Here is a 21,253-nt window from a genome sequence, read left to right on the forward strand (position 1 = left end):
ATGAGCCAGGCCGCGCGCGGCATCAACTGGTTGATCACGGACTTCGTGAACAACGTGCCGGGTGTGGCGCACACCGTGGTGGTGTCGGCGGACGGGTTGCCTCTGGCGTTCTCGGACGGGTTTCCCAAGGACCGGGCGGATCAGCTGGCGGCGGTGGCGGCCGGGTTGATCAGTCTGACGCAGGGCGCCTCCCGGGTGTTCGAGGGTGGCCCGGTGACGCAGACGGTGGTGGAGATGCAGCGGGGGTTGTTGCTGATCATGTCGATCAGTGACGGGTCCTGTCTGGCGGTGCTGGCGGCGGCGGATTCCGATCTGGGTCTGGTGGCCTATCAGATGACGTTGCTGGTGGAGCGGGCGGGCCAGGTGCTGACCCCCGCGGTTCGCGCCGAGCTCCAGGCGTCTCACCCGCGGTGACGGAAGACCCCGCGAAGTAAGGCACGCGGTGGAGGACAGATCGGGGAAGACGCCCTGAGCGGGGCGGCCGGGACGGCCGCCGGGTTCCGGAGCGAGAGCGAAAAGGTCAGGAGGACGCTGTGGCAGGCGGCGGCTGGAATAACGAGGCCTATCCGCCGGTGGACGACGCCCACCGGCAGTACGGCGGCACGAACCCGGTCCCGACGCCGGCGCCGACGGAGCAGAGCTCACTGGTGCGGCCGTACGCCGTCACCGGCGGGCGTACGGCGCCGCGGCTCCAGCTCGCCATGGAGGCACTCGTGTCCTCCGCCACGGTGATGCACCAGGACCTTTCCATGCTCACCCCGGAACGCCAGGCGATCAGCACGCTGTGCCGTCAGGTGCGGTCGGTGGCTGAGGTGTCGGCGTTGCTGCGGATTCCGCTGGGTGTGGTTCGCGTGGTGATCGCGGACATGGCGGCGGAGGGGCTGGTGCATGTGCATCAGCCGCAGTTGGAGGCCGGTAAGCCGGATCTGAACTTGCTGGAAAGGGTGCTCAGTGGACTTCGCAGGCTCTAGCCGGGGGTTGACCTCGACGAAGATCGTCGTTGCGGGGGGCTTCGGTGTGGGGAAGACGACCTTCGTGGGGGCGGTGTCGGAGATCGTGCCGTTGACGACCGAGGCGGTGATGACCGATGCCTCGGCGGGGGTGGACGATGTGGGGTTGGTGCCGCACAAGACGACCACGACGGTGGCGATGGATTTCGGGCGGGTGTCGCTGGACCGGGATCTGATTTTGTATTTGTTCGGTACGCCGGGTCAGCATCGGTTCTGGTTCATGTGGGATGACCTGGTGCGGGGGGCGATCGGTGCGGTGGTGCTGGTCGACACGCGGCGGTTGGCCGACAGTTTCCCGGCGGTGGACTATTTCGAGGAGGCGCGTCTGCCGTTCGTCGTCGGCGTCAACGGCTTCGACGGGCAGTACCCGCACGCCGAGGAGGAGGTGCGGGAGGCGATGACGTTGTCGCCGCACATCCCGATCGTCCGCACCGACGCCCGTGACCGCGAATCGGTCAAGAGCACCCTGATCACCCTCGTCGAACACGCGCTGACCATGCGGGTCGCCGTGCCCGGCCCCAATTTCCACCAAGGTCGTGTCTGACAGAGCGCGCTCTGCTGGGCGTGGCCCGGCGGCGCCTGCTCCACCCCATGGAAACTCCTCGCGGGCTCGGACTTTCCATGGGGCCAGGGAAGATCAGCCACGAGGGCGGCCTTCGTGAGGCACTCCCGGCTCAGCGGGGCAGGGCCTCGATCAGGCTCGCTCCGGCCGGCAGCGGCAGGACGCGGGAGAGTGTGAAACCGGCCTCGTCGAGCAGTCGCGTGTGTTCGCTCAACGTGCGCTCCATCCCGCCGTCGGTCACCGCGAGCATGCGCATGTCGAGGTCCTTGCCGATGTGCGGCGTGGCGTCGTCCGGCAGCACCATTTCCAGCAGCAGCACCCGGGCGTGGCGGGGAGCCGCCTTCCGCACGTTGGCGAGGATGCGCAGGCTCGCCTCGTCATTCCAGTTGTGGATGACGCTGGCCAGCAGATAGAGGTCCCCGCCCGCGGGCACGCTCTCGAAGAAGTCGCCGCTCTCGAACTCGCACCGGTCGCCGAGGCCCCGCGCGCTCAGGGACTCCCGGGCGTTCTCCACCACGTGCGCGATGTCGAAGAGCACGCCACGCATGCCGGGGTGCCGGTCGAGCACCGCCGCCAGCAGGTGCCCGGTTCCCCCGGCGACGTCCACGAACGTCTTCACCCCGGTGAAGTCGTAGGTGGTGGCCAGAGCGGCCTCCAGCGGCGCCGCGCGGATGGCCATGTACTCGTTGAACAGGCGGGCCGCCTCGGGATGCTCCTGGAAATAGCCGTACAAGGGGCCGAATCGCGCGATGAAGGCGGACCGCCCGTCCTTCACGGTCCGCGCCAGGTTGCCCATGGCGTACCAGTAGCCGTTCTCGGCCGCGGTACGCAGGGCGGAGCGCATGCTGCCCGGAACGCCGTCGCGCAGCGTCTGACCCTCCTCGGTCAGCTCGTACGTCCCCGGAGCGACGGCGCGGACCACGCCGACCGTCTCGAGTTCCCGCAGCAGGCGCGCCAGGGAGAGCTCGTCCGCGTCACACGCCTTGGCGAGCTCCGGCACGTCCATCGGGCCGGAGGCCAGGTGTTCGGCGCAGTTCAGCTCGGCCATCGCGGCGAGCGCGGCGAACCGGGAGAGCCCGCGGATGGCGTCCCAGACGGGGCCGGTGGAGTCGATCACTGCTTCTCCAGAACAGTTGAGGTGGGGGAGCCGCCTCGGACCAGGCGGCCCACTTCGGCACGCAGCCGGACGAACGCGTCGAGTTGCCGCGTCGCGATCTGGTCGCGTGATTCGCCCAGGTCGACCGGCAGGTCGGCGGCGACCCGGGCCGGCGACCGGGTGAGGACGATCACCCGGTCGCCGACGTAGACGCTTTCGTCGATGTCGTGCGTGATCAGCAGGGTCGTCATGCCGTGATGCGCGCAGACCCGCAGCACCAGGTCTTCCAGGTCCTCGCGGGTCTGCGCGTCCACCGAGCCGAAGGGCTCGTCCATCAGCAGCAGGGACGGGCGGTAGGCGAGGGCGCGGGCGATGGACACCCGTTGCTGCATTCCGCCGGACATCTCCCAGGGGTACTTCGCCGCGGCGTCGGCCAGGCCGACCTGGTCCAGTGCGGCCATCGCCGCCTCCCTGCGGCGCCGCCGGTCCAGCCCGCGGCGTCGCAGCGGCAGCGCCACGTTGTTCGCGGCGGTCATCCAGGGGTAGAGCGAACGGCTGTAGTCCTGGAAGACGACGGCCAGGTTGTCGGGGATGCGATCGACGGGCTGTCCGCCGATCAGCACCCGGCCCCCGGTGGGGCGGATGAGACCGGCGACGGACCGCAGCAGAGTGGACTTGCCGCAGCCGGAGGGGCCCACGACGCAGACGAGTTCGCCCTCGGCGGCGCGGATGCTCACCCCGTCGAGAACGCGATGCGAGCCGTACGAGTGGACCAGATCGGTGATCTCGAGCACGATGCCTTCCTAGGTGGTCTGCCTGGCGTTCCTGTGCCAGGCGAGAACGCGCCGTTCCAACAGCAGGAACGCGGAGTTGAGCAGATAGCCGAGGAGGCCGAGCACCACCAGGCAGCCCCACATGTCGGTGTAGAGGTAGCTGCGCTGCGCCGACAGGAGCCGGTAGCCGAGGCCGCCGGAACCGGCGAGGATCTCGGCGATGATGAGCAGGATCAGGGCCAGTGAGAGGGCCAGCCGCAGGCCGGCGAAGATCTTGGGCATCGCGGCGGGAACGATCACTCTGGTGAGCCGCTGGACCGTCGAGAACCCGAAGATGCGCGCGGTCTCCAGGTGCTGCCGGTCCACCGTCCGGGTGCCGTCGATGGTGTTGAGGAGGATCGGCCAGATGATCCCGAACACGATCGTCGTGAGCTGCGCCGGCGTGCTCAGCTTCAGCAGGGCGAGGAAGAAGGGCACCAGCAGCGGGGGCGGCACGGCCCGGCCGAGGTGGATCAGCGGGTCGAGGTAGCCGGACAGGCGGGGAGAACAGCCGATGGCGACTCCGGCGGCCACCCCGAGGACCGCGGCCAGCGTCCACCCGGCGAACAGGCGGGCGAGGCTGGGGCCGAAATCGTCCATCGCCTGCTCCGTCAACAGGAGATGGGCGGGCGGGCCGGACAGCCACATCTCGCCCATCCGGGCCAGCGTCGCCGACGGGGGAGGGAAGAACGGCTGCTCGGCGGCACGGGTGACGATCTCCCAGGCCACGAGCGTCACCGGCACCAGCCAGAGACGGCCGACGGCTCTGATCACGTTCATCGGGCGGCTCCGGTGCGTACGTCGTGCCAGCGGAACAGCCTGCGTTCCACCGCGACCAGGGCGGTGTTGGACAGGACGCCGAACAGGCCGGCCCACAGGGCCGCGCCGAGCATCAGGTCCATCCGGTTGCCGCTCGCGGCCTCCGTGATGTAGATCCCGACGCCCTCCGCCCCTCCTGCGAGCAGTTCCGCGCTGATCACGAGGATGACGGCGGTGCCGGCGGCGACGCGGATCCCGGTCGCGATGAAGGGCGCCGCGCTGGGCAGCGCCACCCGGAGCAGCACGGACACCGGGCCGAACCCGAAGCTGCGCAGGGTCTCCTTGGCGAGCGGGTCGACGTCCCGCAGCGCGTAGATCGTGTTGATGACGATCGGCCAGGACGCCGCGTAGACGACGACGGCCACGCTCAGGTGCAGGTTGTCGCTGAAGAGCAGGATCGCGAGCGGGATGATGGCGACCGACGGGATGGGCCGGAGGAACTCGATCAGCGGCCGTACGGCCCGCTCCACGGGCGGCAGGGCTCCGAGCGCGAGTCCGGCCGGGACCGCCACCGCCACGGTCAGCAGCAGCCCGAGCCCCCAGGCGGCGAGCGAGGCACGCGCGTCGGCGAGGAACTCCTGATCGACGAGCAGTTCCGCCGCGCCGCGGAGGATCGTGGACATGCGGGGCAGGAAGCGGTCGTCGATCAGGCCGGTCGCACCGACGATCTCGGCCGCGGCGAGGAACCCCGCGACGCCGGCGACGCCGCGGAGGACTCGTGCGTGTTCCATGGCAGGTGCGGGATCTCCGTCAGCTCGCCGGGGGCGGCAGGATCATCGACTTCACGTCGAGATCGTTCTTGAGGTAGCCGTACTCCTTCATCAGGTCGGCCACACGCTGCAGGCGGGTCTCGCTGAGGGAGGTCGGGTAGGAGCCCAGGGAGATGACGGCCGCGGTGGCGGCGTCGATCTTGGTGTACTTGGGCAGCGTCTCCTCGACGATCTTGCGGTCCTTCGCGACGAGCGCCTGCGCCTTGCCGAGTGCCCGCTGGAACGCGGCTATCGCCTTCGGGTATTTGCTCGCGATGGCGTCGGTGGTGAACCAGCCGGCGATGGGAAGACTTTCGGTCGGACCGGTCATCTCATCGACGATGATTCGGCCACCCGCTTTCGATTCCACCGTGATGACCGGCTCGGTCATCGCCGCCGCGTCGACCTGGCCGTTTTCCAGGGCGGCGGGCATGTCGGGGAACTTCTTCTCCACGAACTGGTTCGGGGTCGCGGTCACCCCGGCCACCTTCATCTGCACTTCGGCGGTCAGCTGGCTGACGCTGTTGAGAACATTGACCGCTATGGTCTTCCCCTTGAGGTCTGCAACAGTTTTGATCGGGGAGTCCTTTTTGACCATGATGACGAAAGCGCCGGGAGCGGCGCCGTAACTGTCCGCGACGTACTTGAACTTCCCCGCGCCCTTGTCCTGGGCGAGGAAAGTGCCGACGTACGCGCCGAGCGACAGGTCGAGGCTTCCGCCCAGCAGCTTCTGGGTGGCGACCGCGCCGCCGGCGACCACCTCGGGCTGGACCTCCAGGCCCTCGGCCTTGAAGAACCCCCGCTCGATCGCCACCTGCAACGGCGCGCTGTCCGGCACCGGAATCGTGCCGACCTTCAGCGTCGTCTTCTCCAGCCCGTTGCCCGAGGAAGAGGAGGACGTCGTGTCGGAGTTGCCGCAAGCGGTGAGCGTCAGGACGGCCGCGACGCCGACGGCGAGAGTACGCCTTATAAGCCTCATGAAGTCTCCTTGTCTGGAGTGTTGAGGTGGCCGCCCGCGACGGGTCTGTCCCGCATAGACGGCGACGGGCGAGAAGCGTACAGGAGCCGTACGGATTCGATGTGTTTGAGTCACGATTGTAGTCAAATTGAGGACTAAATCACCTCTGTCATCATTTGTAATTACGGCCAAGGGCTTGGACCGGTTCCATGATGAAGGTCGTCGTGCATCTTCCGTCCGATATTGCCTTCTCCCTGCTCGTCGCCACCCTGCACATATGCGTTTGGGGTGGGGCGAAACTCTGGACCGCTCCAAAATCCCAAGCTCTTTGTCTATCTCGACGCCTTATGCTCAAATTGCCCGGTGATGTGCGGGCTCTCGCATTAGAGCGACCCCGGAGCCTTATCCCCTGAGATTCAGCGCGAGAGGTTGCGCCAGTGAGGACAGCAACGATCGAGAGTGGTCGCCGCGCCGAGCCCGAACCGGTCGCCGAGTCCGCAGGCGGCGCGTCCTCCGCGGACGGCGGGCCGCCCGACGGGCCCGCGACCGGCAACTCGATTCAGCTGAAGAACTGGCGGGTGCGAACCAGGCTTGTCGCGCTGATCGTGCTGCCCACCGTCGTCGCGGTCCTGCTCGGCGGCCTGCGGGTGGCGAGTTCGATATCCAGCGCCGCCGAGTATCAGCGGGTGCGCGAGGCCGTCGAGCTCGTCGGCAACGTCGGCGTGCTCCTCCACGAACTCCAGCTGGAGCGCGACCTGTCGATCAAGTACGTCGCGGGCGGCCGTCGCGACAGAGACCTGCTCACCACCGTGAACAACCAGCACGACGCCGTGGACGCCGCCGCGCAGCAGGTGCGCGCCCGGGCCGGGACGAGCGGGGACGCGCTGGGCGGGCTCGGCCGGGAGGACCTGTCGCGGGCCCTGGCCCGGCTGACGGACCTGACCGCGTTCCGGAAGATCGTGCTCGAGTCGCAGCTCCCGCCGTTGCGCGGCATCGAGAATTACCGGCTCGTCACCGACGACCTGCTGAAGCTGTACGACGCGGCGGGCCAGGGAGTTCCGGACGAAGGGCTGTACGCGAGCATCAAGGCGCTCGGGGCGCTCGCACGGGCCAAGGAGGCGGTGTCGGAGCAGCGCGCGCTGCTCGCCATGGGACTGGCCCGGCAGCGGCTCGACCAGGCCGAGCTCGACGCCTTCACCGGCGCGACGGCCAGGGAGCAGAGCGAGCTGGCGGCGTTCACCGCTGTGGCCACCACCGACGAGCGGCAGCTCTACAACGACACGGTCACCGACCAGAAGGTGGACCGGGCACGGTTCTTCATCGACCGGGCGCTGTACCTCGTCGGCACCGGGCAGCCCATCCGCAATCTCAGCGGCAGGGGGGCCGACGCCGACCGCTGGTTCGACGCGATCAGCGAGCAGGCCGACCTCATGCGTGACGTGACCGCCGCCCTGAGCAAGTCGATCGTCGCCCGGAGCGACGCTCTGCAGAGTTCCGACCGGAACGTGGCCGTTGTCAACATCAGCATGGTCGTCGTCGTCCTGCTGCTGGTCCTGCTCATCACCGCCGTCATGGCGCGCTCTCTCGTACGGCCGCTGCGGCGGCTGCGCAGCGAGGCGCTGGAGGTCGCCGGGCACCGCCTGCCCGCGCTGGTGCAGCGGCTGCGCGAGTCCGAGGACGGCTCGGCGGGGCAGGCCGGGGTGCAGCCGATCGGCGTGGCGTCCGCCGACGAGATCGGCGAGGTCGCGCGGGCCTTCGACGAGGTCCACCGCGAGGCCATCCGGCTGGCGGGTGACGAGGCCCGGCTGCGCAGCAACGTCAACGCGATGTTCGTGAACCTTTCACGGCGCACCCAGACCCTCGTGGAGCGCCAGATCGCCCTGATCGACGGACTTGAGCAGGGCGAGCAGGACGAGCAGCGGCTCGGCGACCTGTTCAAGCTCGACCACCTGGCGACCCGCATGCGCCGCAACAGTGAGAACCTCCTGGTCCTCGCCGGGCAGGAGCCCGCACGCCGCTGGAGCCGGCCCGTCGAGATCACCGACGTCATCCGGGCCTCGCTGTCGGAGGTCGAGGGCTACGAGCGGGTGGTGCTGAACTTCCCCTCGGACGTCTCGATCGCCGGCCAGGCCGTCAACGACGTCATCCACCTGCTCGCAGAGCTGGTGGAGAACGCGCTGTCGTTCTCCGCCCGCGACACCCGCGTGGTGGTGTCGGGCAACCGGATCGACGGCGGAGGCGTGATGATCTCCGTCACCGACTCCGGCATCGGCATGACGTCGGAGGAGATCTCCCAGGCGAACTGGAGGCTGGCGAACCCGCCGGTGGTGGACGTGTCGGTGTCGCGGCGGATGGGCCTGTTCGTGGTCGGCCGTCTCGCCGCCCGCAACGGCATCAGGGTCCAGCTCAGGCCGCACGACGGAGGCGGGCTGACGGCCATGGTCCTGCTGCCGGAGTCCATCATGGGTCATCCGGCGAATCAGCCGGAGTCCTACTCGGGCGCGTTCGCCCCTGCCTGGAGCCCCCGGCAGGCCGAGCAGGGGACGGCACAGCAGGGCATCGGAGGCTGGGGCCGTCAGCAGCTGCCGGCCTCCGGGGTCGCGGCGCCGGCTCTCCATGATCCGCTCACCCGGATACGCGGCCGGTCGTCCGGCATGGACGAAGCGGCGACCGGGCCTCTGCCGGCGGTGACCGGGCCAGCCCCGATGGGCTTCGGCGCGATGCCGGCGACGACCGGCCCGGTCTCGATGCCCGGGCCGGTGCACGGCGCTCCCGTCCAGATGGGCGGCGTGCGTCCGAGCGGGGCACAGGCCGGGCCGTCGGCCGAGGAGTACCTGCCGATCTTCGCCTCCGTGGAGTCCGCCTGGTTCCGGCGCACTCCCGCCGCCGACACCGAATCCGGCTGGCAGGACACCCCGTCACTGGACGCCGGGTGGCAGGCCGCGGCGGCGGCCACCGAGAAGCCCGCCTCGGACGGCACGACCACCTCGGGTCTGCCCAAGCGGGTGCCGAAGGCCAACCTGGTGCCCGGCTCGGCCGATCCGGCCGCGGTGGCGTCGGCGGCGCCCGCCCCCTCGCAGCCGCTCCTGTCGCCCGACCGGGCCCGCAGCCGGCTCGCGAGCCTGCAGCAGGGCGTACGGCAGGGCCGGGCGGTGGCCAGGGGCGAACTGAGTGCAGACGAGGGCTACCCGACCGCGAAAGGGGACGGCGCATGAGTGAGTTGAGCCAGGGCGCACGCGGCCTGAACTGGCTGATCGATGATTTCGTGAGTTCGGTGCCCGGTGTGGCGCACGCCGTCGTCGTCTCCGCCGACGGGTTGCCCCTGGCGTTCTCGCACGGGTTTCCCAAGGACCGGGCGGATCAGCTGGCGGCGGTGGCGGCCGGGTTGATCAGTCTGACGCAGGGTGCCTCGCGGGTGTTCGAGGGTGGCCCGGTGACGCAGACGGTGGTGGAGATGCAGCGGGGATTGTTGCTGATCATGTCGATCAGTGACGGGTCCTGTCTGGCGGTGCTGGCGGCGGTCGACTCCGATCTGGGTCTGGTGGCCTACCAGATGACGTTGCTGGTGGAGCGGGCGGGCCAGGTGCTGACCCCCGCGGTCCGCGCCGAACTCCAAGCCATGTCCTATCCCCGGAGGTGACCGGATGGATCCGTGGGGACAGCCGCCGGGCGCGGAACCGTGGGATCAGGAACCCGGCACTCCGTGGGGGCGGCAGCCGGGCGCCCCGATCCCCGAGGAGCCCGCGTCTCCGGTCCGCCCGTTCACCGTCACCGGCGGCCGTACGACACCCCGCATGCAACTCGCGCTGGAGGCGCTGGTCTCCTCCGCCACGACCACTCACTACGACCTGTCCACGAGGCCCCCGGAATTTCGGGCCATCGCCTCCCTGTGCCGTCAGGTGCGGTCGGTGGCCGAGGTGTCGGCGTTGCTGCGGATTCCGCTGGGTGTGGTTCGCGTGGTGATCGCGGACATGGCGGCGGAGGGGCTGGTGCATGTGCATCAGCCGCAGTTGGAGGCCGGTAAGCCGGATCTGAACTTGCTGGAAAGGGTGCTCAGTGGACTTCGCAGGCTCTAGCCGGGGGTTGACCTCGACGAAGATCGTCGTTGCGGGGGGCTTCGGTGTGGGGAAGACGACCTTCGTGGGGGCGGTGTCGGAGATCGTGCCGTTGACGACCGAGGCGGTGATGACCGATGCCTCGGCGGGGGTGGACGATGTGGGGTTGGTGCCGCACAAGACGACCACGACGGTGGCGATGGATTTCGGGCGGGTGTCGCTGGACCGGGATCTGATTTTGTATTTGTTCGGTACGCCGGGTCAGCATCGGTTCTGGTTCATGTGGGATGACCTGGTGCGGGGGGCGATCGGTGCGGTGGTGCTGGTCGACACGCGGCGGTTGGCCGACAGTTTCCCGGCGGTGGACTATTTCGAGGAGGCGCGTCTGCCGTTCGTCGTCGGCGTCAACGGCTTCGACGGGCAGTACACCCACGGGGAGGACGAACTGCGCGAGGCCCTGACGTTGTCGCCCCAGGTCCCGATCGTCCGCACCGACGCCCGTGACCGCGAATCGGTCAAGAGCACCCTGATCACGCTGGTCGAACACGCGCTGACATCCCACGTGAGCGCGGTCCGGTGAGGACCGGCAACGGGCCGGACCGGCGATCTCGCCCCGCCGGCACGGGCGTGAAGGGCGTGCGGGCGGATAGTCTGGGGAGACTGATGGTTCACCGACCCGTCCACTCGCTTCGAGGCTGGCCAAACACGTGTTCGAGACGCTTTCCGACCGGCTGACTTCGGTCTTCTCCTCCCTTCGGTCCAAAGGCAGGCTTTCCGACGCCGACATCGACGCGACCTGCCGCGAGATCCGCATCGCGCTGCTCGAGGCGGACGTCGCGCTGCCGGTCGTGAAGGACTTCGTGGCCCGGGTGAAGGAGCGGGCCCGCGGCGCCGAGGTCTCCCAGGCGCTCAACCCCGCGCAGCAGGTCGTGAAGATCGTCAACGACGAGCTCATCGAGGTGCTGGGCGGCGAGACGCGGCGGCTGCGCTACGCCAAGAACCCGCCGACCGTGATCATGCTGGCCGGCCTCCAGGGCTCCGGTAAGACGACCCTGGCCGGCAAGCTCGCCAAGTGGCTGAGCGACCAGGGGCACGCCCCGCTGCTCGTCGCCTGCGACCTGCAGCGCCCCAACGCGGTGCAGCAGCTCGCCGTCATGGCCGAGCGGGCCGGGGTGGCGGTGTACGCCCCCGAGCCGGGCAACGGCGTGGGCGACCCGGTCGCGGTGGCCCGGCAGTCGGTGGACCACGCGCGCCGCCAGCAGCACGACGTGGTCATCGTCGACACCGCCGGCCGCCTCGGCATCGACCAGGAGCTGATGAAGCAGGCCGCCGACATCCGCGACGCGGTCACGCCCGACGAGGTCCTGTTCGTGCTCGACGCCATGATCGGCCAGGACGCGGTGAGCACGGCTCGCGCGTTCATGGACGGCGTCGGCTTCGACGGCGTGGTGCTGACCAAGCTCGACGGCGACGCCCGAGGTGGTGCCGCCCTGTCGGTGCGGCACGTCACCGGCCGGCCGATCATGTTCGCCAGCACCGGTGAGAAGCTCGAGGACTTCGACGCCTTCCACCCCGACCGCATGGCGGGCCGGATCCTCGACATGGGTGACATCCTCACCCTGATCGAGCAGGCGCAGAAGACGTTCGACGAGCAGGAGGCCGCCAAGATGGCGGGCAAGCTCGTCTCCGGGGACGGCTTCACGCTGGAGGACTTCCTCGAGCAGATGATGATGGTCCGCCGCATGGGGCCCATCAAGAACCTGCTCGGCATGATGCCGGGCATGGGGCAGATGCGCGAGCAGCTCAACCAGGTCGACGACCGCGACCTGGACCGCATCGCGGCGATCATCCGCTCCATGACGCCCGGCGAGCGCCAGGACCCGAAGATCATCAACGGCTCGCGCCGGGCCCGCATCGCCAAGGGCTCGGGCGTGACGGTCACCGAGGTGAACAACCTGGTGGTCCGCTTCTTCGAGGCGCAGAAGATGATGAAGCGGGTGACCCAGGGCATGGGCATCCCGGGCATGCCCGGCGGGCGCAAGCAGAAGGCGCAGAAGCCCAAGAAGGGCCGCCGCGTCAGCGGCGACCCGCGCAAGGCCGCGCTCGGCAAGGCCGGCGCGAACGCGTCGTCCTCGGACGCTCCCAAGCTGCCCAAGGGCCTGCTCGGCAACCTCGGCGGCGGCCAGCTGCCCCCCGGCTTGGAGCTGCCGCCCGGCTTCGACCCGTCGAAGCTGAAGCTGCCCGGCCAGAACTGACGACCGGACCGCCCGCCCGCCGGTTCCCGGCGGGCGGCGGCTGTCTCGTCGCGTCCCGTGTTCTCCGAGGCTCGCCGGTGTCGTCAGAGGCCGGCGCGGTGTCCTCAGAGGCTCGCGCAGTGTTCTCCTCAGAGGCTCGCGCGGTGTCCTCAGAGGCTCGCGCCTGGGGCCATCGGCCTGGCGTCGATCCTGCCGTCGTCGCAGACCGTCGCGGTGAACGGGACCTCCAGATGCGCCACCTCGTCCGGCGGAATGATCATCAGCCGGGCCGAGGAGGGGCACCGGGTCTCGTGCCCGCTCGGCACCACGGTCCAGTGGAGCCGGGCATTGGCGCTCGCCCCGGGGCGCAGCGTCACCCGATGCGGGGTGACGCTCTCGCGGCGGGTGCGCGTGCGCAGCACGTCGCCCCGGCCGTCGATGAGGACGAGCCCGACGAAGCCGTACACCCAGCAGGTCTTGCCCGACGTGTTGGTCAGCACGAGCGGCGCGTAGCGGTTGCCCGCCGCCGGGTCCTGCCGTCCCACCCGGGCCCGCAGGCCGGTCGTACGGCACCGCTCGGGGGCTGCGCCCGTGCTTCGCGTGCCCGTGCTTCGTGTGGCCGTGCTTCGTGTGGCCGTGCTTCGTGTGCCCGTGCTTCGTGTGTCCGTGGTTCGCGCCGCGGCGCCGTACCGGACGGACGCCGCGCCGGCGGCGGTGGCCCGTCCCGTGTCCGCGGCGGGTGGGGTTGTCGTGTGCCGGGTCGTCGTCCTGGCCGGGGGAGCGGCGGCCGCGGAGGGCGTGGTGCCCGTGCCGCAGCCGGCGGCCAGCAGGGCGAGGGCCGCCACTCCGGCCGTGAGGGTCCTGTTCGCAACTCGCATGAACAGTTGGACGGCCTGCCGGCGCGATCAGTTCGCATGCCCGTTCCGGAGCCATGGGCGCATCCGTGCCGAAATCAGGGCGGCGGCGGGACCGTCCTTTGCGGAGCATGGGGAATCATCTGGCAGAATGTCAGGCTGGAACATCGTGGCCAGGTGGGTGCCCTCTCACCCCCGCCGGTCGCGCCTGTCCCTCGGGCGGGCTCCCATCGTGCCCCACTCGATGAGACACCGCTCACCCACGCTCTAATGCAGGAGAGACCACACCCGTGGCAGTCAAGATCAAGCTCAAGCGGCTCGGTATGATCCGCAACCCGCAGTACCGCATCGTCGTCGCCGACGCCCGGAGCAAGCGGGACGGCCGCGCCATCGAGGAGATCGGCCTGTACCACCCGAAGGAGAACCCCTCGCGCATCGAGGTGAACTCCGAGCGGGTGCAGTACTGGCTGGGCGTCGGCGCGCAGCCGACCGACCCGGTCCTGAAGATCTTCAAGCTGACCGGCGACTGGCAGCAGTTCAAGGGCGAGCCCGCCCCCACCACTCCGCTCCTGGTCGCCGAGCCCAAGCCGGACCGGCACGCGGCGTACGAGGCCGCCGCCAAGGAGTCGCTCTCGGGTGACACCGGCGCCGCCGCCACCACGCCGAAGAAGGCCAAGAAGACCGTGAAGGCCGAAGAGACCGCCGAGGCCCCGGCCGCGGAGGAGAAGCCGGAAGGCGAGGCCTGAGGTGCTCGAGGAGGCCCTCGAGCACCTGGTCAAGGGCATCGTCGAGCATCCGGACGACGTCCGGGTCCGCGCACGGCGCATCCGCACCGGGCGCGTTCTCGAGGTCCGGGTTCATCCCGACGACCTCGGCAAGGTCATCGGCCGTGGCGGCCGTACGGCCAAGGCGTTGCGCACCGTCGTCAACGCGTTGTCGAACGGCAAGTACGTGCGGATCGACCTGGTTGACCTTGAAGAGGCGCGCTGAGCCGAACGACGCGTCCGGGGGACCCCGCACCGGGGTCCCCCGGCGTGTTTTCCGGCTTCGAACCGGTCTCTTCCGGGGGGTTCGCCATGACAGACCGGTTCGGGCGGCGGCGTTCGGACCGTCGCGTAGAAGTCGCGTTGAAGCGGTAGCGGAGGTAGGCGACAAGTGCAGCTAGTCGTGGGCAGGATCGGCCGCCCGCACGGCGTGCGGGGCGAGGTCACGGTCGAGGTGCGCACCGACGAGCCCGATCTGCGCTTCGCTCCGGGGGTGGCGCTGGCCACCGACCCGGCGTCGGCCGGTCCGCTGACGGTGGAGCGGGCCCGGTGGCACAAGGGGATCCTGCTGCTGACCCTCGCCGGCGTGGAGGGCAGGGACGCGGCGGAGGCGCTGCGCGGCACGCTGCTCGTCGTGGACTCCGCGGACCTGCCGCCGATCGAGGACCCCGACGAGTTCCACGACCACGAACTGATCGGCCTGACGGTGGTCACCACCGAGGGGGAGCGGATCGGCGAGGTCAGCGACGTCCTCCACCACGGACAGGACCTGCTCGTGGTGGCCCGTCCCTCCCGCGACGAGGCGTACGTCCCGTTCGTCAAGGCGCTCGTGCCCGAGATCGACCTCGGCAAGGGAATCCTCGTCGTCGACGCCCCGCCCGGCCTGCTCGACGCCCCAGAGGCGGAGTAGGGGCCGCAGATGCGCGTCGACATCATCTCGATCTTCCCGGAGTATTTCGCCCCGCTCGACGTCTCTCTCATGGGCAAGGCCCGCGAGCGCGGCATCCTCGACATCCACCTCCACCAGCTCCGCGACTGGACGCATGACGTCCACAAGACCGTGGACGACACGCCGTACGGCGGGGGCCCCGGCATGGTGATGAAGCCGGAGGTCTGGGGCGAGGCCGTCGACGCGGTGATCGAGGACGGACGCGCCGCCTCCGGGGAGGACGCGCTGCCCCGGTTGATCGTCCCCACGCCGAGCGGCCGGCCGTTCACCCAGGAAGTGGCGCTGGAGTACGCCGAGGAGCCGTGGCTGCTGTTCGCCCCGGCGCGGTACGAGGGCATCGACTCCCGCGTCGTCGCCGAGTACGGCGAGCGTCTGCGCACCGACGAGGTCAGCATCGGCGACTACGTCTTAGCCGGGGGAGAGGCGGCCGTCCTGGTGATGGTGGAGGCCGTGGGGAGGCTGTTGCCGGGGGTCCTCGGCAACGCGCGCTCCGTCGCCGACGACTCCTTCGCGCCGGGGGACATGGCCAACCTGCTGGAAGGCCCCGTCTACACCAAGCCGCCCGTGTGGCGGGGGCACGAGGTGCCGGAGGTCCTGCTGTCGGGCCACCACGGCAGGATCGCCCGGTGGCGGCGTGACGAGGCGCTGCGCCGTACGCTGGACCGGAGGCCGGAACTGGTCGCCAGGCTCGACCGGGACGGCCTCGACAAGCACGACCGGCGCGTCATCGAGGAGTTCGAGGAACGTCTCGAGGAGCGCCGTTCCGCCGCCGCGTCTCGCACCGCGTCTCGCCCCGGGTTTCGCGCAGCGCCGGAAGATGTGGCAGACTGAATCGCTGCTGCCTACTTCGGCATGGCCGGGTGCGCCCGGCCTGGACGTGGCAGACAAGACGTATCAAGCCAAGCACGCGTGTCCCCCTCGTCGCCGAGCCCTCGGGCCGGCCGGGTGGACCTCCGTGTGCCCATGTGAATGAGGAACCGCCGCCATGCACACGCAGATCCAGGAGATCGAGAAGGCTGCCCTTCGCAGCGACGTACCGGCTTTCCGCCCGGGTGACACGCTGGAGGTCCACGTCCGCGTCGTCGAGGGCAACCGGTCCCGCATCCAGGTGTTCAAGGGCTTCGTCCTGCGCCGCCAGGGCGGTGGCATCCGTGAGACGTTCACGGTCCGCAAGGTCAGCTACGGCGTCGGCGTCGAGCGCACCTTCCCGGTTCACAGCCCCGTGATCGAGAAGATCAACGTGGTTACTCGCGGCGACGTGCGCCGGGCCAAGCTGTACTACATGCGTGACCTGCGCGGAAAGGCCGCGCGCATCCGCGAGAAGCGCGAGGCGCAGCCGGCCGCCAAGTAAGGCTTTGGAGATCGTGGTCCGTGTCTCAGGCGCGGGCCACTTTCTTTTTGCCGGTGATGCGGTGTCCCCGGCGCTCGCCGTCGCGGACATCATCTAGGCTCAGCAGCGATGGCTAGCGAGGGACAGGGGCCGGGCACGCGTCGCCCTGCCGAGGACGGGGTGGACGTGGTCGCCGAAGACGTCAAGCAGAACGCCGAGGACGGGAAGAAGAAAGGCTCGTTCTGGCGGGAGTTGCCCGTCCTGATCGTGGTCGCCCTCGCTCTGGCCCTGCTGATCAAGTCTTTCGTGGTCCAGGCGTTCTATATCCCATCCGAGTCGATGGAGGACACGCTTCTCATCAACGACCGGGTGCTGGTGAACAAGCTGGTCTACCACGTACGCGACATCGAGCGCGGCGACATCGTGGTGTTCTCCGGCGTGGACTCCTGGGACCCCGAGGTGAAGCTCGAGGAACCGTCCAACCCCATCGCGGCCGGGCTGCGCTGGCTCGGCACCGCCTTCGGGGTCGTGCCGGGGGAGAAGGACTACATCAAGCGGGTCATCGGCGTGCCGGGCGACAAGGTCAAATGCTGTGACAAGCAGGGCCGGGTCACGGTGAACGGCGTGCCGCTGAACGAGAAGTCGTACCTGTATCCCGGCGACGAGCCGTCCGGGCGCGAGTTCGAGGTCACCGTCCCGCCGGACCGCCTGTGGGTGATGGGCGACCACCGCTCGGTGTCCTGGGACTCCCGCCTGCACATGGGCGACCCGGGCGGCGGCACCATTCCCGCCGACAAGGTGATCGGCCGCGCGTTCGTCATCGTCTGGCCGTTCAACCGGGCCAAGATCCTGCCGATTCCGGAGACGTTCGCGCAGCCGGCGCTCCATGCGGCCCTCGGGGCCGCGCCGTTCGTCGCGGGCTTCGCGGGGGCCGTGCCGCTGGTGGCCCTGCGCCGGCGACTGGTGAGGCGACGAAGGACGTGACAGAGCCGGAGGAGGCAGCCGTGGGAGAGTCCGACGAGAGTCGCTTAGGCACCGCCGGGCCGGTCGGATCCGCCGACGTTTCTGAGGCACCGGCGGAGCCGGCGGCCGCGGGCGAGGCGGGCGAGGACGAGCGGACCGTCGGCGGGAAGAAGGACCGGCCCGCGAAGAAGAAGGGCTCCGGCCTTCTGGAGACCCTCATGTACGTGCTCGGCGGGGTCGTCGTCGCCCTGCTGGTCCACACCTTCCTGCTGCAGTCGTTCTGGATCCCGTCGGAGTCGATGCAGAACACGCTCCTGGTCGACGACTACGTGGTGGTCAACAAGCTCGCGTACAAGCTCGGGCCGGTGGAGCGCGGCGACATCGTGGTCTTCAAGGGCTGGAACGGCGAGGACACGATCAAGCGGGTGATCGGGGTGGGCGGCGACCACGTGAAGTGCTGCGACGCCAAGCATCGCATCACCGTGAACGGGACGCCGCTGGACGAGGAGGGCAAGTACCTCTACCCGGGGGCCGAGCCCTCCGGCCGTGAGTTCGACGTGAAGGTCCCCAAGGGGCGCTTGTGGCTGATGGGCGACCACCGGAACAACTCGGCGGACTCGCGCTTCTACCCGGACGACGGGCACCAGGGCACGATCTCCGAGGACGACGTCACCGGGCGGGCGTTCCTGCGCTACTGGCCGCTCAACCGGATCTCGTTCCTCTCCCGGCCCGACACTTTCTCCGTCGTACGCTGATCTCACCTGCGGCTTTGCCGTCGGCGGTGGTTCCGGCCGTATCGCCGGTCCCGAATGGGGCGTAATCTGCTTGTCGTCATGACAGCTGCCTATCGCCCGCGCCCGAGTGTCGTACGACGGGACTCCGGACTCTACGGCTACGAGCGGGCCCTGGCCCGGCGGGGGTTCACGCCGGTCGCCGGGGTGGACGAGGCCGGTCGCGGCGCCTGCGCCGGGCCGCTGGTCGTCGCCGCGGTCGTGCTGGGGCGGGAGATCGACGGGCTGAGCGACTCCAAGCTCCTGACGGAGGCCGTGCGCGAGCGCCTCTACGAGCGGATCACGGCGACAGCCCGGGCCGTGAGCGTGGTCGTGATCCCTCCCGAGGAGATCGACTCGCGCGGCCTGCACAAGTGCAACGTCGCGGGGATGCGGCGGGCCGTCGCCGGCCTGGGGCTCGTCCCCGGTTACGTCCTCGTGGACGGCTTCCCGGTGGCCGGGCTGCCCGCGCCGTCGCTGGCGGTGTGGAAGGGCGACCAGGTCGCCGCGTGCGTGGCGGCGGCCTCGATCGTGGCGAAGGTGACGAGGGACCGGTTGATGCACGGGCTCGACGAGGTCTACCCGCAGTACGGCTTCGCCCTGCACAAGGGCTACGTGACCCCCGGCCATCGGCGGGCCCTGGCGCGGCATGGGCCGAGCCCCCACCATCGGTTCTCGTTCGTGACGGTGGCCAGGGTGACTCGTGGGACAAGGATCCCGGCCGGGGGCCTATGGACGGGGCAGGATGAGGACATGCGCGAGAATGAGGTTGGGACCGGTGTCGTCTGAACGGGTCGGCCTCGACAGTGGGATCCCGACGGGGAGTGGCAGAGGAGGACCGGGATGAGCGCGGAAGATCTCGAAAAGTACGAGACCGAGATGGAGCTGCAGCTCTACCGGGAGTACCGCGACGTGGTGGGCCTGTTCACCTACGTGGTCGAGACCGAGCGGCGCTTCTATCTCACCAACTCCGTCGATCTCGACGTCCGCACCGCCGAGAACGGCGATGTCTTCTTCGACGTCAAGATGCAGGACGCCTGGGTCTGGGACATGTATCGCCCGGCCCGCTTCGTGAAGAACGTGCGGGTGGTGACCTTCAAGGACGTCAACGTCGAGGAACTGGCCAAGCCCGACCTCGAGATGCCCAAGGAGGGCTTCTCCAGCTGATCGTGCGCGGCCTGTCCCCAGAACGGCGTTCGGCCGCTCGGCGCGGGCCTTCGGGGCGCATCGTCGTGGCATGCGTCTCGTCGCGTACGTGCTCGTACTGGTCCTGCTGACCGCGGCTCCCACCCGGCCATCGGGCGCCGTCCGGCCTGTGGCCGCTGGAGGCCCCATGACGCCGTACGCGGCCACGACCGCGAGGGCGCCGGGGGCTGTGAGGGTCCTGACCCGCCGGTCCGCGGATCCGTCGCCGGCGGGCGCGCGCCAGTCCGCCGCTCCGTTGCCGACGGGCGCGACCCGAACCGCGGACGCATCGTCGAGTGCGCCCCGGCCTGCGGACGCATGGCCGGCGGGGACGCCCCGGTCCGCGGGCGCCAACACGCTCGGACCGGCTCGGTCCATCGGGCCGGTAGGCGGATCGCCGGCCGGGCCGGACCGGGCTGAGGACGTCGTGCCGGCGGGGACCGCCCGCTCTCGCGGGAACGCGCACCGGGTGGGGCCGGTCGCGCCGGGCCCGACGGGGCCGCGTGGAGCCGCGTCCGGCTGGCGATGGCCGCTTGCCGGGCCCGCACATCCGATAAGGCGCTTCGATCCGCCCCCACAGCGGTGGCTGGCCGGTCACCGGGGTGTGGACCTGGCTGCTCAGCCCGGAGAGAAGGTCATGGCCGCAGGACCGGGAGTCGTCGGCCTGGCGGAGCGGGTGGCGGGCCGGGGGGTCGTGACCATCTCACATCCCGACGGCCTGCGCACCACCTACCTGCCGGTCCGGGCCCTGGTCCGGCCTGGCGACGTCGTCGCGGCCGGTCAGGTCATCGGCGTCGTCGAGGAGGACGCCGTCGCTCACTGCACCGCCCCCTGCCTGCACTGGGGACTCTTGCGCGGACGTCTCTACCTGGACCCGCTCCTCCTGTTCGGCCGAGGGCAGGTCCGCCTCCTGCCCCGCTGGCCCGTCCGCGACGCCCGCCGGCCGTCATGACGACCGAGAGACGTGACAGCCGGGCCCGCTGGTCCGGGCGAGGCTGACGAATGGTGCGCGTCCGCAGTGCCCAGGCGCGCTGCTCAGAGGCGGTGCTGAGCTCCTTGGGCGCGGGTGTCGGCTGCTTGGGCGCGGTGCTCAGTTGCTTGGGCGCGGTGCTCAGGGGCGGTGCTCGGCTGCTTGGGCGTCAGGCGCGGGGATGAGCCTGGCGGTAGGCGGCCCGCAGCCGCTCGATGGACACGTGCGTGTAGATCTGTGTGGTGGCCAGGGATGCGTGCCCGAGCATCTCCTGCACGGATCGCAGGTCGGCCCCGCCTTCGAGTAGATGGGTGGCGGCGGTATGGCGCAGCCCGTGCGGGCCCATGTCGGGGGTTCCCTCGACCTGGGCCAGGCGGGCGTGCACGACACGCCGGACGGTGCCCTGGTCGATCCGGCCTCCTCGGACGCCGAGGAAGAGCGCGGGGCCGCTTCCCTCGCGAATCCACAGGGGCCTGCCCCGCACGCACCAGGCGTCCAGGGCCTGCAGGGCGGGCAGCCCGAAGGGAACCGTCCGCTCCTTGCGTCCCTTGCCCAGCACGCGGACCGTCCGGCGGTCCCGGTCCACGTCGTCCACGTCGAGGCCGCACAACTCGCTCACCCGCACGCCGGTCGCGTACAGCAGCTCCAGCATCGCCCGATCGCGCAGGTCCCTGGCGTCGCCCGGCCCCTGCGTGGACAGGACGGCCTCGGCCTCGGTCTGGTCCAGCACCTTCGGCAGCCGCCGTTCGGCCTTCGCCGTGCCGAGGAGCAGCCCCGGGTCACTCGCCAGCCATCCCCGTCGCTGGCAGAAGGCGGTGAAGACCCGGGCGCAGGCGGAACGGCGGGCCAGCGTCCCCCTCGATCGTCCGGCCTGGTGCTGGTCCCCCAGCCAGTCACGCAGGACGGTGACGTCAAGAGCGGACACGTCGTCGTGCCCGGCGGCCCTCATGTGCGCGAACAGCGAGGAGATGTCCCCGAGATACGCCCTCAGCGTGTGCGGCGACAGGTCCCGTTCGAGCCGCAGATGCCGCTCGAACTGCTCAAGGACGGTGTCGAACTCCCCGAGTCCCTGCCCTTCGCCCGCTGCCACGACGTCGTCCTTCCCTCTCTCTTCCGGCCTGATGCGGGTGCGCCGCCCTGTTCCATCGCGCCCTGTCCCATTTCCCGGCGGGC

Annotated in this window: 25 protein-coding genes; 18 read left to right on the forward strand and 7 right to left on the reverse strand. The window is 70.1% G+C overall.

The genetic code is table 11. The annotated features are described in order from the left end of the window. The 3 genes from HHX35_RS25595 (at position 1) to HHX35_RS25605 (ending at position 1,554) form a co-directional block, all read left to right on the forward strand. Positions 1–414 carry a roadblock/LC7 domain-containing protein gene (locus HHX35_RS25595; protein WP_205825907.1) on the forward strand — a complete coding sequence of 138 codons (414 nt, stop codon included), beginning with the start codon at positions 1–3 and terminating at the stop codon, positions 412–414. A gap of 119 nt (positions 415–533) precedes the next feature. Beyond that, positions 534–971 (forward strand): DUF742 domain-containing protein, encoded by a 438-nt coding sequence (locus HHX35_RS25600; protein WP_182901257.1) that lies wholly within the window; start codon positions 534–536, stop codon positions 969–971. 7 nt (positions 972–978) lie between these two features. Next, positions 979–1,554 (forward strand): ATP/GTP-binding protein, encoded by a 576-nt coding sequence (locus tag HHX35_RS25605; RefSeq protein WP_182901350.1) that lies wholly within the window; start codon positions 979–981, stop codon positions 1,552–1,554. A 130-nt stretch (positions 1,555–1,684) separates the two neighbouring features. Here HHX35_RS25605 and HHX35_RS25610 read toward each other — a convergent pair whose 3' ends face one another. Genes HHX35_RS25610 through HHX35_RS25630 form a run of 5 tightly spaced genes read right to left on the reverse strand, consistent with a single transcriptional unit; the run spans position 1,685 to position 6,141 of the window. Continuing rightward, positions 1,685–2,689 carry a methyltransferase gene (locus tag HHX35_RS25610; protein WP_310739301.1) on the reverse strand — a complete coding sequence of 335 codons (1,005 nt, stop codon included), beginning with the start codon at positions 2,687–2,689 and terminating at the stop codon, positions 1,685–1,687. Continuing rightward, positions 2,686–3,462, reverse strand: a complete 777-nt coding sequence (locus HHX35_RS25615; protein ID WP_139580873.1) for an ABC transporter ATP-binding protein — start codon at positions 3,460–3,462, stop codon at positions 2,686–2,688. The genes HHX35_RS25610 and HHX35_RS25615 overlap by 4 nt, the downstream gene beginning before the upstream one ends. A 9-nt stretch (positions 3,463–3,471) precedes the next feature. After that, on the reverse strand, positions 3,472–4,260 hold the full coding sequence (locus HHX35_RS25620; RefSeq protein WP_182901258.1) for an ABC transporter permease: 789 nt from the start codon (positions 4,258–4,260) through the stop codon (positions 3,472–3,474). Next, positions 4,257–5,030: an ABC transporter permease gene (locus tag HHX35_RS25625; RefSeq protein ID WP_182901259.1), complete on the reverse strand. Its 774-nt coding sequence runs from the start codon at positions 5,028–5,030 to the stop codon at positions 4,257–4,259. The genes HHX35_RS25620 and HHX35_RS25625 overlap by 4 nt, the downstream gene beginning before the upstream one ends. A 19-nt stretch (positions 5,031–5,049) precedes the next feature. Continuing rightward, positions 5,050–6,141 (reverse strand): ABC transporter substrate-binding protein, encoded by a 1,092-nt coding sequence (locus tag HHX35_RS25630; protein ID WP_310739302.1) that lies wholly within the window; start codon positions 6,139–6,141, stop codon positions 5,050–5,052. Between the two features lie 302 nt (positions 6,142–6,443). Between HHX35_RS25630 and HHX35_RS25635 the strand changes: the two genes are divergently transcribed. The 5 genes from HHX35_RS25635 to ffh all read left to right on the forward strand — a co-directional run bounded on the left by HHX35_RS25635 (position 6,444) and on the right by ffh (position 12,316). Then, positions 6,444–9,221 (forward strand): nitrate- and nitrite sensing domain-containing protein, encoded by a 2,778-nt coding sequence (locus tag HHX35_RS25635; protein ID WP_310739303.1) that lies wholly within the window; start codon positions 6,444–6,446, stop codon positions 9,219–9,221. After that, positions 9,218–9,646 carry a roadblock/LC7 domain-containing protein gene (locus HHX35_RS25640; RefSeq protein WP_182901260.1) on the forward strand — a complete coding sequence of 143 codons (429 nt, stop codon included), beginning with the start codon at positions 9,218–9,220 and terminating at the stop codon, positions 9,644–9,646. The genes HHX35_RS25635 and HHX35_RS25640 overlap by 4 nt, the downstream gene beginning before the upstream one ends. 4 nt (positions 9,647–9,650) lie before the next feature. Then, complete coding sequence (locus HHX35_RS25645; protein WP_182901261.1) at positions 9,651–10,082, forward strand: DUF742 domain-containing protein; 432 nt, start codon at positions 9,651–9,653, stop codon at positions 10,080–10,082. 7 nt (positions 10,083–10,089) lie between these two features. After that, positions 10,090–10,641 (forward strand): ATP/GTP-binding protein, encoded by a 552-nt coding sequence (locus HHX35_RS25650; RefSeq protein WP_182901262.1) that lies wholly within the window; start codon positions 10,090–10,092, stop codon positions 10,639–10,641. Between the two features lie 127 nt (positions 10,642–10,768). Continuing rightward, positions 10,769–12,316, forward strand: a complete 1,548-nt coding sequence (ffh, locus tag HHX35_RS25655) for a signal recognition particle protein (protein WP_139580151.1) — start codon at positions 10,769–10,771, stop codon at positions 12,314–12,316. 149 nt (positions 12,317–12,465) lie between these two features. Here ffh and HHX35_RS25660 read toward each other — a convergent pair whose 3' ends face one another. Next, positions 12,466–13,173 (reverse strand): DUF4232 domain-containing protein, encoded by a 708-nt coding sequence (locus tag HHX35_RS25660; protein WP_182901263.1) that lies wholly within the window; start codon positions 13,171–13,173, stop codon positions 12,466–12,468. A gap of 266 nt (positions 13,174–13,439) precedes the next feature. Here HHX35_RS25660 and rpsP point away from each other — a divergent pair, with 266 nt between their 5' ends. From rpsP to HHX35_RS25710, 10 genes are all read left to right on the forward strand, one after another. After that, on the forward strand, positions 13,440–13,895 hold the full coding sequence (gene rpsP / locus HHX35_RS25665; protein WP_182901264.1) for a 30S ribosomal protein S16: 456 nt from the start codon (positions 13,440–13,442) through the stop codon (positions 13,893–13,895). A gap of 1 nt (position 13,896) precedes the next feature. Beyond that, positions 13,897–14,139, forward strand: a complete 243-nt coding sequence (locus HHX35_RS25670) for an RNA-binding protein (protein WP_079320659.1) — start codon at positions 13,897–13,899, stop codon at positions 14,137–14,139. Between the two features lie 165 nt (positions 14,140–14,304). Beyond that, the gene (rimM, locus tag HHX35_RS25675; protein WP_182901265.1) at positions 14,305–14,823 is read left to right on the forward strand and encodes a ribosome maturation factor RimM; all 519 of its coding nucleotides are present in this window, start codon (positions 14,305–14,307) and stop codon (positions 14,821–14,823) included. A gap of 9 nt (positions 14,824–14,832) precedes the next feature. Then, on the forward strand, positions 14,833–15,693 hold the full coding sequence (trmD, locus tag HHX35_RS25680; RefSeq protein ID WP_182901266.1) for a tRNA (guanosine(37)-N1)-methyltransferase TrmD: 861 nt from the start codon (positions 14,833–14,835) through the stop codon (positions 15,691–15,693). A 154-nt stretch (positions 15,694–15,847) separates the two neighbouring features. Beyond that, a complete protein-coding gene (gene rplS, locus HHX35_RS25685) occupies positions 15,848–16,213 on the forward strand; it encodes a 50S ribosomal protein L19 (protein ID WP_139580156.1) in 366 nt (121 codons plus the stop codon). A gap of 108 nt (positions 16,214–16,321) precedes the next feature. After that, positions 16,322–17,176, forward strand: coding sequence for a signal peptidase I (gene lepB, locus HHX35_RS25690; RefSeq protein WP_182901267.1), 855 nt, complete (start codon positions 16,322–16,324; stop codon positions 17,174–17,176). 20 nt (positions 17,177–17,196) lie between these two features. Beyond that, positions 17,197–17,910 (forward strand): signal peptidase I, encoded by a 714-nt coding sequence (gene lepB, locus HHX35_RS25695; protein ID WP_310739304.1) that lies wholly within the window; start codon positions 17,197–17,199, stop codon positions 17,908–17,910. Positions 17,911–17,988: 78 nt separating this feature from the next. Continuing rightward, positions 17,989–18,714, forward strand: coding sequence for a ribonuclease HII (locus HHX35_RS25700; RefSeq protein ID WP_139580158.1), 726 nt, complete (start codon positions 17,989–17,991; stop codon positions 18,712–18,714). A gap of 54 nt (positions 18,715–18,768) precedes the next feature. Beyond that, entirely contained in the window at positions 18,769–19,092 is a 324-nt protein-coding gene (locus tag HHX35_RS25705; protein ID WP_030511723.1) for a DUF2469 domain-containing protein, read from the forward strand. A gap of 166 nt (positions 19,093–19,258) precedes the next feature. Next, positions 19,259–20,062, forward strand: coding sequence for a M23 family metallopeptidase (locus HHX35_RS25710; protein WP_220505897.1), 804 nt, complete (start codon positions 19,259–19,261; stop codon positions 20,060–20,062). 187 nt (positions 20,063–20,249) lie between these two features. Here HHX35_RS25710 and HHX35_RS25715 read toward each other — a convergent pair whose 3' ends face one another. Continuing rightward, entirely contained in the window at positions 20,250–21,170 is a 921-nt protein-coding gene (locus HHX35_RS25715; RefSeq protein ID WP_310739305.1) for a tyrosine recombinase XerC, read from the reverse strand. Between the last annotated feature and the right edge of the window lie 83 nt (positions 21,171–21,253).

The sequence above is a fragment of the Microbispora sp. H10830 genome (assembly GCF_014161375.1).
Classification (GTDB): domain Bacteria; phylum Actinomycetota; class Actinomycetes; order Streptosporangiales; family Streptosporangiaceae; genus Microbispora; species Microbispora catharanthi.

What these genes read in the sequence shown, in the direction of transcription:
- HHX35_RS25660 (WP_182901263.1), bottom strand. Translation starts at nt 13,173, where the DNA reads ATGCGAGTTGCGAACAGGACCCTCACGGCCGGAGTGGCGGCCCTCGCC.
- trmD (WP_182901266.1), top strand. Translation starts at nt 14,833, where the DNA reads ATGCGCGTCGACATCATCTCGATCTTCCCGGAGTATTTCGCCCCGCTC.
- HHX35_RS25705 (WP_030511723.1), top strand. Translation starts at nt 18,769, where the DNA reads ATGAGCGCGGAAGATCTCGAAAAGTACGAGACCGAGATGGAGCTGCAG.
- HHX35_RS25645 (WP_182901261.1), top strand. Translation starts at nt 9,651, where the DNA reads ATGGATCCGTGGGGACAGCCGCCGGGCGCGGAACCGTGGGATCAGGAA.
- lepB (WP_182901267.1), top strand. Translation starts at nt 16,322, where the DNA reads ATGGCTAGCGAGGGACAGGGGCCGGGCACGCGTCGCCCTGCCGAGGAC.
- HHX35_RS25710 (WP_220505897.1), top strand. Translation starts at nt 19,259, where the DNA reads ATGACGCCGTACGCGGCCACGACCGCGAGGGCGCCGGGGGCTGTGAGG.
- HHX35_RS25700 (WP_139580158.1), top strand. Translation starts at nt 17,989, where the DNA reads ATGACAGCTGCCTATCGCCCGCGCCCGAGTGTCGTACGACGGGACTCC.
- HHX35_RS25625 (WP_182901259.1), bottom strand. Translation starts at nt 5,030, where the DNA reads ATGGAACACGCACGAGTCCTCCGCGGCGTCGCCGGCGTCGCGGGGTTC.
- HHX35_RS25620 (WP_182901258.1), bottom strand. Translation starts at nt 4,260, where the DNA reads ATGAACGTGATCAGAGCCGTCGGCCGTCTCTGGCTGGTGCCGGTGACG.
- HHX35_RS25595 (WP_205825907.1), top strand. Translation starts at nt 1, where the DNA reads ATGAGCCAGGCCGCGCGCGGCATCAACTGGTTGATCACGGACTTCGTG.
- rplS (WP_139580156.1), top strand. Translation starts at nt 15,848, where the DNA reads ATGCACACGCAGATCCAGGAGATCGAGAAGGCTGCCCTTCGCAGCGAC.
- HHX35_RS25640 (WP_182901260.1), top strand. Translation starts at nt 9,218, where the DNA reads ATGAGTGAGTTGAGCCAGGGCGCACGCGGCCTGAACTGGCTGATCGAT.